This window comes from Rhodococcus sp. NPDC055024, assembly GCF_053608585.1.
The window spans coordinates 105,208-117,330 of the sequence record NZ_JBSGVT010000016.1 but is presented as its reverse complement, the minus strand read 5'-3'; the positions used below and the strand labels follow the sequence as shown (position 1 = coordinate 117,330).

Genomic DNA, 12,123 nt, shown 5'->3' with positions numbered 1-12,123 from the left:
TCGATCTGCTGCGGATTGTCGGTGCTCACGGAGCTACTCCCACGGTAGAGAGACCTGCGGTCTCGGGTAGGCCAAGGGCAAGGTTCATCGATTGCACAGCGCCACCGGCGGTGCCCTTGGTGAGATTGTCGATTGCCGAGATGACAACGAGCTGACCGGCGTCGGCGTCCACGGTGACACCGATCTGTACTGCGTTGGATCCGATCACGGCGCCGGTCTGCGGGAAGACTCCGGCAGGCAGCACGTGGATGAACGGCTCGTCGTTGTATGCCTTTTCGTAGATTTCGCGTGCCTGCTCTTCGGTCGCGGTGGTGGCCGCCGTGCAGGTCGCGAGGATACCGCGCGGCATGGGCGCGAGGACCGGAGTGAACGACACGCTGATGTCCTTGCCGCCTGCTGCCGAGAGATTCTGAATGATCTCAGGGGTGTGGCGATGCACGCCGCCGACGCCGTATGCGCGGACCGAGCCCATGACCTCCGAACCCAGCAGATCAGCCTTCGGTGCCCGGCCGGCGCCCGAAGTGCCACTGACTGCAACCACGTTCACGTGTGAGTCCACGATCCCCGCGGCAACGGCGGGGGCCAGCGCGAGGCTCGCTGCCGTCGGGTAGCAGCCCGGAACGGCGATGCGGGTTGCGCCTACCAATTTTTCGCGGGCACCGGGCAGTTCAGGAAGCCCGTAGGGCCAGGTACCGGCATGAGTGCTCTTGTAGTACTTCTCCCAGGCTGCGGAATCTTGCAGCCGGAAGTCCGCACCGCAGTCGATGATGACCGTCGATTCGGGTAGCAGCTTGGCGTACTGAGCCGAATTTCCGTGTGGGAGACCGAGGAAGACGACGTCGTGACCCGAGAGGATTTCAACAGTGGTCTCTTCGAGTACCCGCGACGAGAGTGGGAGCAAGTGCGGGTGATGCTCACCGAGCGTCGAACCGGCGTTGCCACCGGCGGTCAGCGAACCGATCACCAGAGTCCCGTCGGCATAGGAGGGGTGTCCGAGAAGCAGACGCAGAACCTCACCACCGGCGTACCCACTGGCGCCGGCAACGGCGACTCTGATCGGCTTGCGTGTGTTCTCGGTCGTACCACCTTCAGTCATGTCACACAGTATGCATCATTGTGCATCGGAATGCATAATTACTTACCCATGGATCGCCGGATCTCCTCGAGCTTGGCTTTTGCAGCCTTCTGGCGCTCGTCCCACTGCTCGTCGACGGACTTTCCGGCAGGACTTTCGTGTGCCAATTCGGCCGAACCTATGGAGGTACCGAAGCGCCCCTCTATCTTCTCCCGAACGCGGTCGAAAGTGGGGACTCCCCCTTCGGTGTAGTCGGGTTCGGGGATTCTCGGATCTGTCGCAAGGACCACCGGGACATCGATGATCTCGTCGACCTCCACAACAGTGTCGGGCAGTTCGACTTCTTCGGCGTCGGTGATCGTGTCCGCTTCCTCGACACGGTTCGGTTCGAGGCTTGCGGCAGCGGTGTCCACCACGGAAAGAAGGACCGACAAGCTCGGACGACGCTCGACCACTGCGCGGACGACCGCGAGGAAGTCCTTGTCGTCGAGTGCATCAGCAGCTTCGACTACCTGGTGCACGGAAAAACCGGGTGCTGACCCATCATTCTCGGCCCCATCATCGTGTGACACTGGCAGTCCCTTCTCGAAACGTCGACGGACAACTCCGATCCTTCCACGACCGTCTGCCGAAAGGGGTCAGCGTGAGGCGAGGTAAGCCGCAAACGCGCCCTCGCTCGAATACTCGGGGACGTATCCGAACTGTTCCTTGAGCCGCCGATTGTCGAGGACCGGCCGGTACTGGAGAAATCCGACCCGCTCCGGACCGTGTTCCGTCAAACCCAATCGCCGTCCGACGCGTAGAACGCCCCGGAGCAGCCACGCGGGAAGCGTCACCGTGCTCTTGCCCATCCGGGAAGCCAGTTCATCGACTGTCAGCGCACCGTCGCCCGCGACGTTGAAGATGCCCACCTGGTTTCCGGTCACAGCCTCGGCAAAGGCGCTCGCCACGTCCGTGTGCCAGACGAACACGAAAGGGCTGTCGCTCCCGGCGACCTTGAGCAGCTTGCGGCGATCGAATAACGCGGTGATCTGGTTGTCGACGCTCTCCCCCAAGATCGTGCCGATCCGGAATACAACTTGCTCCAACCGCGGATGTACGACGCGATACTCGGCGAGCATCTCCTCGACCAGGCGTTTGTGCCGACTGTAAGTGAATTCGTCGTTGCCGCGAACGGGAACGTCCTCGGTGATCCACGCCGGGCTGTCGGAGTGGTAGCCGTACGCCGCCCCGGACGAAGACACGACAATCCGTCCAACCCCGTGTTCGACGCAGGCCGCGAGCACGTTTCGTGTCCCGTCGACGTCGACGCGGTACTCCTGCTCCGCTGTCGTGTTCTTGCCGGGATTCACGATAGAAGCGAGGTGGATCACGACGTCCGGTCGGTGCTCACCGAACACCCGCCCCAATTCTGCGGGGTCGCACACGTCCGCTCGCACGCGGTGGACTCGATCGTCCGGTGTTGCCTTCACCGTGAGGTCGGCACAGACGACGGTGATGCCTCGTGCGATCAGTGCGTCGATGACAGCCGTGCCCAGGAAGCCGTTTCCGCCCGTTACCAGTGCGACAGTCATGCCGGCACCGCCTTTCTGGTACGGCGCTTGGACCAGATCGTCGCCAAAGCCAACCCGGCGATGATGTCCCAGATCCCCCACCAGCCGGCCACGATGGCCATACCGCCGAGTCCGTCGAAGAACGTGAATACCAATCCGAGGCCCAGTCCGGCGTTGCGGATGCCGACCTCGAACGAAACTGCGCGACGGCTGTATTCGTTCAACCCGGTGACGGCGCCGCAGAAGTATCCCAGTGCGAGGGCAACCGTGTCGTGCAGGAAGACCGCAAGTAGTACCACCCCGATGTAGTCGACGAAGTACGACGCGTTCCCCGACACTCCCGCAACGATGAAGATCAAAAGCGCCACCAACGAGCCGTTCTTCACCCACGGCTGCGCTTTCGCCGCGACCTCCGGGAACTTTCGCGCCGCCCAGATGCCGACAACAAACGGCACACCGATGATGAGCGCGATTTGAACGACCATCTCGAGCGCATTCAAGTTCACCGACTGCAACAGCGCGTCGGTCTCCGAGCGTCGGCTCCCCCAGAACGCAAGATTGAGCGGCATGAGGAAGATCGCGAGGACGTTCGACACCGCCGTCATGGACACCGAGAGCGCGACGTCGCCGCCCGCCCGGTGCGTCAGGACGTTCGAGATGTTTCCTGGTGGGCAGCATGCCACCAGGATCATGCCGAGTGCTACCGACGGAGCCGGCGAGAGAATCAGCGTCAGGAGAAAAGTCACTGCCGGCAACAGCAGGAACTGGGCAGCGATACCCACCGCCATCGCCTTGGGTTTGGTGAGCGCACGACGGAAGTCGTCGAGCGAGGTGTCGAGGGCGATCCCCAGCATGATCGCAGCGAGCACCACGTTGAGGATCATCAACGATCCCGGGTTGAAGTTGAGAACCACGTCGTCGATCGGCATCACTGCCCTCCCTTCGCCAGAGCAGTATCGAGCAGTCCGATGTGCCGCTTGATCGCCGATCGGTAGGCGTCCTTGTTCACGTAGTAGGCCATTCGACCCAGCTTCAGGTACTTGTATCCCCCGGACAGATCGGGTGGTGGACCGGCTGCCGCCGCCGAGAACTCGCGGGCAGCGTCGGGAGCTTCGGTGCGTGCTGTGATCAATTTGGCCACCAACTCCGCTTGCTCGAAGCGGCCCTGCCACCCGAGCCCGGAGGCTTCCACCATCCCGAGAACGAAGAGACTGTCGTGGCGACGACTCGCGACGTTGAGGAACAGGTCCGGGGCAGCGCCCGACCAGTCCAGGTCCGCGCGCGCGATGAAGGGGTAGTCGAGGTGATACCCCGTGGCGCAGAGAACGAGGTCGTAATCGGCGGACGAACCGTCGACGAAATGAACCGTCCTGCCGTCGAACCGGTCGACATCGCCGCGCACGTGCACGTCACCGTGCCCGACGTGGTGCAGGATCAACGAGTTCACGACCGGATGCGATTCATAGATTTTGTAGTCCGGCGGCGGAAATCCGAACCGCACCGGATCTCCCGTGAACTGCTTGAGCACCAGCGTATCGACGCGTTGTTTGATCCACGGCGGCAACGGCTTTCCCTGATTCAAGGTGTCCGAGGGACGGCCGAACAGATACTTGGGAACGAAGTAGTAGCCTCGCCGAACGCTCAGGTCGACGGACTCTGCTCGGTGGACGGCGTCAACTGCGATGTCACAGCCACTGTTGCCCGCTCCGATGATTAGTACCTTCTTCCCACGGAATATTTCGGCGCTGCGGTACTCGCTCGTGTGCATCAACGTGCCGGTGAAGTCGCCGCGGAACGTCGGCATGTTCGGCTTCGACAATGTTCCGTTTGCGATGATCACGCCTCGGTACCGCGCAACCGTTGTCTCACCGTTGCGGCTGCGCGTGGTGACCTGCCACAGCGAATCCACGGGCGAAACGTCGATGACCGTAGTGCCGAAGGTGAAGTGCCTGCGAAGATCGTGAGTGTCGGCATAGTCGCGGAAATACTCGGCGAGTTCGACGTGGCTCGGGTAGTCGGCCACCGAATCCGCCATCGGGAACTCCGCGAACGCGGTGGTGCCCTTCGAAGAGATGAGGTGCGCCGACTCGTAGACGGTGCTGTGCGGGTTGTCGATGTCCCAGAGCCCACCGACGTTGTCGTGGCTCTCGAAGCCGTCGAACGCTATCCCGGCCCGATCGAGGTTTCGCGCGCCGGCCAATCCAGACGGGCCCGCTCCGATCAGCGCGTACTTCTCCTCTGTGATCATCCGTCGAGCGTCGCAGATAGTCCGAATCTTGCAGCAATATGCCGGATAATGACGTTATGAGCGCACCAGATGTCGGCAACGGTCGCGGGATAGATGAAATCGATCTGAGGATAATCAATGCGCTCCAGCTCGCACCTCGATCCACGTGGCTTTCGTTGGCCGGACCACTCGAACTCGACGCCGCGACTCTCGCCCGTCGTTGGAATCGACTCTCCGAATCGTCGTTGGCCTGGGTCACGATCACTCCAGGGCGACAGGTGCTGGGCAGCATCGTCACAGCGATCATCGAAATCGATTGCTCACCTGCACTTCTCAACGCCGTCGCGGCACGGCTGACTCGCTCGGCCCACGCCGTGACCATCGAAGCATCAACGGGCAGAGCAGATCTGCTCGTCACGGCCGGTACTGCGGACTTGGCGTCGATGTCACGTTTCATCTCGGAGGAGGTCGCAACGATCGACGGCGTATCGGCGCTACGCACGTCTGTCATCACACGTTGGTTCACCGAAGGAGGTCGTTGGCGACTCAACGCGCTGGCACCTGCCGAGCGCGGTGTCCTGACCACTGGTGACACACGTCAAGCCGGAAGAGCACGCACAGTCGGCATCTCGGAACAGGATCGCAAGGTTCTGACAATGCTCGCCTACGACGGGCGCGCTCCCATGCGGGAGTTGGCCGACGCGATCGGTGTCAGTCCCGCTGCGTGCAAACGCCAGGTCGACCGGCTCACGTCGTCCGGGTTGGTGGCGCTGCGGTGTGAATTCGCCCGTCCACTGGCCGGGCTTCCTGTACTCGCCACTCTGTGGTGCCGCATCGAACCCGAACTTCTCGATGCAGCAGGTCGAATACTGAGTCGGGCGCCGGAAGTTCGGAATTGCTTCGCCGTGGTCGGCGCTGACAACCTGGTTGTTCAGTTGTGGCTGCATTCTCTGGCAGAACTCGATGCCTTCGAGATTCGCCTGCGCCAAGAATTCCCAGGACTGCACGTCGGCGAACGGTCGATCGTCCTCTACTTACGCAAACTCCTCGGTCACGTACTCGATCAGAACGGACGCAGGACATCGACGATCGCCCCGGACGTGTGGTTGCCGAGCCACACCGAATCACCGGGAAATCGATAGCACGAAAGAGCCCACGACCACCAGGGATGGTCGTGGGCTCTGTGATCAGTTGGGAAAATCAGCCCCGCATCTGCGCACCGACGGCCTTGGACGCCGCCTCCACTGCCGCATCACGCGCGGCACTGGCCTCGTCCTCTGTCAGCGTGCGGTCGACGCCGCGGAATCGCAATGCGAACGCGAGCGACTTGCGACCTTCACCGACCTGCTCACCTTCGAAGACGTCGAAGAGGCGGATGTCTTCGAGAAGCTCGCCACCGCCGGAACGCAGAGCTTCCTGCACCTTGGCCGCCGGAATGTCGCGATCGACGACAACTGCCACATCCTGGAGCACTGCGGGGAACGGCGAAATGCGCGGCGCCGGCAGGTTCTCGACCAACGGCAAAGCGTCGAGGTCGATTTCCAATGCGCAGGTACGCGCAGGCAGTCCGGCACGCTCGAGTACAGCCGGGTGCAATTCGCCGGCATGACCGACAACGTTGCCGTCGACCAGCACCTCGGCGCAGCGGCCGGGATGCCACGGCAGATACTGCGCCGCACGCAGTTCCACCTCGACGCCCGCTGCAGCCGCGATGACGCGCACTGCTGCAAAAGTGTCCGAAGCCTCGGCCTGACGACCCGGACCCCAGGGGCCGCTTGGCTCCCGCAATCCACTCAGCACAGCAGCGAGGTGAACGGGCTGCGCCGGCAACGACGCGATCAGGTTTGCGATCTGCTCATCCGTCGGACGGCGATCGACCGGCAATGCATCCACGGGCTTGGTGTCGGGACCTGGCAGCACGACCTGCGCGATGCCGTACAGCGACAGATCACGCTGGCCGCGAGAAGCGTTGCGAGCCAAGATCTCCAGCAGACCCGGAAGCAGAGTTGTCGCCAACTCCGGACGATCGGCTTCGAGCGGGTTGAGAACCTTGCTGGTGTTACGGCGCGGATCGTCCGCGTCGAGGCCCCAGACGTCGAAGACGTTGGTAGGCAGGAACACCGGAGGAAGGACCTCGACATAGCCGGCGTGAGCGACAGCCTTCGAGACCGTGCGCTTGCGCCGCTGCGACGCAGTCAAACCGCGTCCGGCCGGAGCGGCGGGAAGAACCGACGGGATCTGCTCGAGACCTTCGAGGCGGAGTACTTCCTCGACGAGGTCTGCAGGCTGCACCAGGTCCGGACGCCACGACGGTGGCGTCGCGACCAACTGGCCGTGTCCCTCTTCGCTGACGCCGACCTCGACGTTGCACCCGACCTGGGTGAGGCGGCGAGCGGCGGTACCGTTCGGGTACGTGACTCCGGCGACACGGTCGGGCAGGTCGATATCCATGCGAATGGCAGCGCGAGGGGCGACGTCACCGACGTCGGTCAGGACCGGCTCGATCCGTCCGCCGGCAATCTCGACCAGCAGAGCGGCTGCGCGATCAACAGCCGCGAGCGGAATCGCCGGATCGACGACGCGCTCGAAACGCTTGCTCGCCTCGCTCGGCAGCTTGTGCCGGCGCGCTGTCTTGAAGACTGCGAGCGGATCCCAGGTAGCTCCTTCGAGCAGGATGTCCGTCGTTGCCGTTCCCACCTCGGTGGTGGCGCCGCCCATGACGGCCGCCAGAGAAATGACTCCGGAATCGTCGGCGATGACAACATCTTCGGGATCAAGCGTGCGTTCGACGTCGTCGAGCGTCGTCAGCTTCTCCCCCGCCTTGGCACGACGGACCACCAGGTCGCCTTGCACCGCGGTCGCATCGAACGCGTGCAGAGGCTGACCGAGTTCGAGCATCACGTAATTGGTGACGTCGACGGCCGGCGAGATCGGGCGAACACCGGAGAGCAGCAGTCGACGCTGCAGCCACCACGGGCTCACCGCCTCGGGATCGATTCCCGTGATCTTCCGCATCACGAAACGCGACGCCTTGGACTCCGGTTCGAGATGCACCGGCCAGGCTTCACCCTCGGCCGGATGCGCGGGAACCGAAGCGGGATCGGCGTATTCGAGATCGAATCCGCAGGCGAGTTCACGTGTGAGGCCGCGGACCGAGAAGCAGTAGCCACGGTCCGGGGTGATGTTCAGTTCGATGATCGTGTCACCGAGACCGAGCAACTCGTTGCCATCGGCGCCGGGTTCGGCGGTACCGGGCTCGAGCACCAGAATGCCCGAATGGTCCTTGCCGATACCGAGTTCAGAGACGGAGCAGATCATGCCGTCGGACACCTGGCCGTACGTCTTGCGAGTGGCGATTTCGAATCCGCCGGGCAGCACCGCGCCGGGCAGTGCAACAACGACGAGGTCACCCTCGTTGAAATTGCGCGCGCCGCAGACGATGCCGCGAGGCTCGGGCTCACCGACCTCGACCTGACAGAAGCGGATCGGCTTCTTGAACTCGGTCAGTTCGGTGATGGAGACGACCTTGCCGACGACCAAGGGGCCGTCGATCGCCTCGAGTGTGTCGAGTTCCTCGACTTCGAGTCCCACCCGGACGAACCCGGCGTCCAACTCTTCCGGGGTCACCTCCCAGTCCGGAGTTGCCCGCTGCAGGATCTCGGTCAGCCAGGATTGCGCTACTCGCACGTCTGCTCAGCTCTCTCGTTTGTCGATAAGTCTTTGTGAAGGTTCCGCGTACCGGGTCAGTTAGCCTGCGACACCGAAGGGCAGCGTGAAACGCACGTCGCCTTCGACGATGTCACGCATGTCCGGGATGCCGTTGCGGAACTGCAGGGTCCGCTCGAGGCCCATTCCGAATGCGAAACCCGAGTACTCGTCAGGATCGATACCGCTGGCGCGCAGAACGTTCGGGTTGACCATGCCGCAGCCACCCCACTCGACCCAGCCTGCCCCGCCCTTCTTGTTCGCGAACCAGACGTCGACTTCTGCGGACGGTTCGGTGAACGGGAAGTAGTTGGGGCGCATACGGGTACGCGTCTCGGGGCCGAAAAGTGCGCGAGCGAACGCGTCGAGAGTTCCGCGCAGGTTGGCCATCGTCAGGCCCTTGTCGACGGCCAGTCCTTCGACCTGCGAGAAGACAGGCGTGTGGGTTGCATCGAGTTCGTCGGTGCGGAACGTGCGACCCGGGCACACCACGTAGATCGGCACCTCACGCGAGAGCATGGTGCGGACCTGCACCGGCGAGGTGTGGGTGCGCAGCACCTGGCGAGAATTCTCGGGCGCCAGGTGGAAGGTGTCCTGCATCGTGCGGGCAGGGTGATCCGGCAGGAAGTTGAGCGCGTCGAAGTTGAAATGCTCGGTCTCCACCTCCGGGCCCTCGGCCACTTCCCAACCCATCGCGACGAATACGTCGGCGACCTGCTCGGAAATCAGGCTGATCGGGTGACGCGCACCGACGGGGTGGCGATCGGAGGGCAGAGTGACGTCGATTGCCTCGGCGACCAACACCGCGGCGTCGCGCTCGGCGAGAAGGACCTCACGACGAGCGTCGTACGCGTTGTTGATCCGGGTGCGGAAGATGTTGACGCGCTTGCCGGCGTCAGCCTTTTCCTTACCCGGAAGGCTGCCGAGTCCCCGGCGAGCGAGGGCGATCGGGGACTTGTCCCCCAGATGCTCCACCTTGACGTGCGCCAGCGCATCCAGGTCAGCGGCGTCCGCGAGCGCCTTCTCGGCATTCTCAGCCGCAGCGGTCAACGCCTCTTCGGTGAGCACACTCGCGTCGACCTCCGGCGGTGTCGCGCCCTCATTTTTGGCCACGGCTGTGACACTCCTGTCGCTTCTCGGTTTGCTTCTCGTACTGCTTGCGAGCTTTCGAGCCCGTTCGAGCATTGTCTCTGCTCTTGTATTGTCTCAGGCTTCCGCAAATGGGATTCCGTGAGGTCTTCGCGCGCGTTTTCAGCTGCGATCGGTCGTGCGATTCTGCACCCTCGCGCTTGCATACAGGCAAATTGCCGCCGCTGTTGCAAGGTTCAGACTTTCGGCGCGGCCGTGGATCGGAATCCGCACCCGATGATCGGCCTGCGCTGCGATCGCCGGATCGAGACCGTGAGCTTCGTTTCCGAACAGCCAAGCCGTCGGCTTGCTCAGCAACTCGTCGGCCTCGTCGAGATCGACCTCGCCGTCGGCCGCGGTCGCGAGAATTTGAATGCCGGCGGCGCGAATCTGTTCGATCACCGACACCGTGTCTCGTTCGCGGACAACCGGCAGGTGAAAGAGGCTGCCCGCCGACGAACGAACCACCTTGCCGTTGTGCGGATCGACGCTGTCACCGGCGAGGATTGCCGCATCGGCACCCACCGCGTCGGCGATGCGAATGACGGTGCCGGCATTGCCGGGTTCGTTGACCTCGACCGGCACTGCTAGCAGGCGGGTGTCCTGGTTGACGGCTGCGCTCAGCTGTACGTCGAGGAGATCACTGACAGCAACAAGACCGGGCGGCGTGACGGTATCGCTCAGAGCTTTGATTGCCCGATCGGTGACAAGAGAAACGCGAACTCCCGCGGTCAGCGCCCGATCGATGACGTGCTGATACCGCTCGGCTGCGTCTTCTGTGTAGAAGAGGTCGTGGACCGGGCGGTTCTCGCCGTTCGCGAGCGCACCGTTCAACAGTTCGGTGACCGAGTTCTCGCCTTCGACGAGGAAACGTCCTGCTTTACGTCGTTCTGCTGTGCGCAGGAGCTTGACAGCAGAAACGACCCGCGGAGTCCGCTCGGTGAGCGGGTCCACGGGCCGTTGCTGTGATGCGTGAATCAGGCTGCTTCTCCGGCAGGAGCGTTCACGTCAGCCGGCAGAGCGGCCTTCGCGAGTGCGACCAGGCCGGCAAAGGCCTCGGCATCGGAGACAGCGAGCTCAGCCAGGATCTTGCGGTCGACCTCGACCTCTGCCAGGCGCAGGCCCTGGATGAGGCGGTTGTACGTGATGTCGTTTGCGCGAGCTGCAGCGTTGATACGCGTGATCCACAGCTTGCGGAACTCGCCCTTGCGCGCACGACGGTCGCGGTACGCGTAGGTGAGCGAGTGGAGCTGCTGCTCCTTGGCCTTGGTGTACAGACGCGAACGCTGTCCACGGTAGCCGCTGGATGCAGCAAGAATTGAACGACGCTTCTTCTGGGCGTTGACCGCCCTCTTTACGCGTGCCACTTGAAAAATCCTGTCAATCTAGGGGCTGAAAGTACGACCCCGGGTGGTCAGTAAGGGGGCGACTCAGATGCCGAGCATGCGCTTGATGCGCGGAGCGTCGTCAGGGCTGACAACAGCGACACCGTCGAGACGACGGGTAACCCTGCTGGACTTGTGCTCGAGAAGGTGGCGACGGCCGGCCTTCTGGCGCATGAGCTTTCCGCTGCCGGACACCTTGAATCGCTTCGAGGCGCCGCTGTGGCTCTTCATCTTGGGCATGGAGTCCTCAGTTCTTGTTACGTGGTGGATCTTGGGAAATCGACTAGCTGGCCGGAGCCTCGGGAGCGGCATCGCCGGTCGCCGGTGCTTCCGGAGCTGCTTCACTCGTAGCCGGTGCGGCCGGAGCCGGACGCGGTGCGGCCTGAGCCACTGGCGCCTGAGCGCTCTCCTGCGCCTTGACGCGAGTCTTCGCGCCCTTGTGCGGTGCCAACACCATCGTCATGTTTCGGCCGTCCTGCTTTGCCGAGGTTTCGACGAATCCGAGATCTGCGACGTCTGCTCCCAGACGCTGCAGAAGGCGGTAGCCGAGTTCGGGGCGTGACTGCTCACGTCCGCGGAACATGATCGTGACCTTGACCTTGGAACCGGCTTCGAGGAAGCGAACGACGTTGCGCTTCTTGGTCTCGTAGTCGTGGTCGTCGATCTTGGGTCGGAGCTTCTGCTCCTTGATGACCGTCAGCTGCTGGTTCTTACGTGACTCACGTGCCTTCTGTGCAGCCTCGTACTTGAACTTGCCGTAGTCCATGATCTTGCAGACCGGTGGACGGGCATCAGGAGCTACCTCGACCAGGTCGAGGTCGGCCTCAAGGGCCAAGCGGAGTGCATCTTCAACACGCACGATGCCTACCTGTTCGCCGCCAGGTCCGACCAAACGAACCTCGGGAACGCGGATACGATCGTTGATGCGGGTCTCAGTGCTGATGGGGCCTCCTAGGTTGAACGGTGCGGTCTTCATGACCGCACGCAGCCCGTACCGCCCGCACCCCAACAAAAAAGCCCCGCTGTGATGATTGCTCATCCGCGGGGCCC

Annotated in this window: 12 protein-coding genes; 1 reads left to right on the top strand and 11 read right to left on the bottom strand. The window is 63.2% G+C overall.

Annotation, left to right across the window (positions count from 1 at the left end; all coding sequences use genetic code 11):
* Positions 1-25 precede the first annotated feature (25 nt).
* The 5 genes from argC to ACWF6P_RS26950 form a co-directional block, all read right to left on the bottom strand.
* Positions 26-1,096: an N-acetyl-gamma-glutamyl-phosphate reductase gene (argC, locus tag ACWF6P_RS26970; RefSeq protein WP_452623115.1), complete on the bottom strand. Its 1,071-nt coding sequence runs from the start codon at positions 1,094-1,096 to the stop codon at positions 26-28.
* Between the two features lie 38 nt (positions 1,097-1,134).
* Positions 1,135-1,596: a hypothetical protein gene (locus ACWF6P_RS26965; RefSeq protein ID WP_378450012.1), complete on the bottom strand. Its 462-nt coding sequence runs from the start codon at positions 1,594-1,596 to the stop codon at positions 1,135-1,137.
* A 117-nt stretch (positions 1,597-1,713) separates the two neighbouring features.
* On the bottom strand, positions 1,714-2,649 hold the full coding sequence (locus ACWF6P_RS26960; protein ID WP_378450011.1) for an SDR family oxidoreductase: 936 nt from the start codon (positions 2,647-2,649) through the stop codon (positions 1,714-1,716).
* The gene (locus tag ACWF6P_RS26955) at positions 2,646-3,557 is read right to left on the bottom strand and encodes a bile acid:sodium symporter family protein (protein ID WP_452623114.1); all 912 of its coding nucleotides are present in this window, start codon (positions 3,555-3,557) and stop codon (positions 2,646-2,648) included. The genes ACWF6P_RS26960 and ACWF6P_RS26955 overlap by 4 nt, the downstream gene beginning before the upstream one ends.
* Positions 3,557-4,876, bottom strand: coding sequence for a flavin-containing monooxygenase (locus ACWF6P_RS26950; protein WP_452623113.1), 1,320 nt, complete (start codon positions 4,874-4,876; stop codon positions 3,557-3,559). Before ACWF6P_RS26950 ends, ACWF6P_RS26955 begins: the two co-directional genes overlap by 1 nt.
* 56 nt (positions 4,877-4,932) lie before the next feature.
* Between ACWF6P_RS26950 and ACWF6P_RS26945 the strand changes: the two genes are divergently transcribed.
* A complete protein-coding gene (locus ACWF6P_RS26945) occupies positions 4,933-5,997 on the top strand; it encodes an Lrp/AsnC family transcriptional regulator (protein WP_452623112.1) in 1,065 nt (354 codons plus the stop codon).
* A gap of 58 nt (positions 5,998-6,055) precedes the next feature.
* On the opposite strand, the gene pheT is transcribed toward ACWF6P_RS26945, so the two are convergent.
* The 6 genes from pheT to infC all read right to left on the bottom strand — a co-directional run bounded on the left by pheT (position 6,056) and on the right by infC (position 12,049).
* Positions 6,056-8,542, bottom strand: a complete 2,487-nt coding sequence (gene pheT / locus ACWF6P_RS26940) for a phenylalanine--tRNA ligase subunit beta (RefSeq protein WP_378450007.1) — start codon at positions 8,540-8,542, stop codon at positions 6,056-6,058.
* Positions 8,543-8,602: 60 nt separating this feature from the next.
* Positions 8,603-9,673: a phenylalanine--tRNA ligase subunit alpha gene (gene pheS / locus ACWF6P_RS26935; protein WP_003944109.1), complete on the bottom strand. Its 1,071-nt coding sequence runs from the start codon at positions 9,671-9,673 to the stop codon at positions 8,603-8,605.
* 138 nt (positions 9,674-9,811) lie between these two features.
* Positions 9,812-10,642, bottom strand: coding sequence for a TrmH family RNA methyltransferase (locus tag ACWF6P_RS26930; protein WP_378450005.1), 831 nt, complete (start codon positions 10,640-10,642; stop codon positions 9,812-9,814).
* 23 nt (positions 10,643-10,665) lie between these two features.
* On the bottom strand, positions 10,666-11,055 hold the full coding sequence (gene rplT, locus ACWF6P_RS26925) for a 50S ribosomal protein L20 (RefSeq protein WP_019748616.1): 390 nt from the start codon (positions 11,053-11,055) through the stop codon (positions 10,666-10,668).
* Between the two features lie 63 nt (positions 11,056-11,118).
* The gene (gene rpmI, locus ACWF6P_RS26920) at positions 11,119-11,313 is read right to left on the bottom strand and encodes a 50S ribosomal protein L35 (RefSeq protein ID WP_003944043.1); all 195 of its coding nucleotides are present in this window, start codon (positions 11,311-11,313) and stop codon (positions 11,119-11,121) included.
* Positions 11,314-11,356: 43 nt separating this feature from the next.
* Positions 11,357-12,049 carry a translation initiation factor IF-3 gene (infC, locus tag ACWF6P_RS26915; protein WP_378450004.1) on the bottom strand — a complete coding sequence of 231 codons (693 nt, stop codon included), beginning with the start codon at positions 12,047-12,049 and terminating at the stop codon, positions 11,357-11,359.
* Between the last annotated feature and the right edge of the window lie 74 nt (positions 12,050-12,123).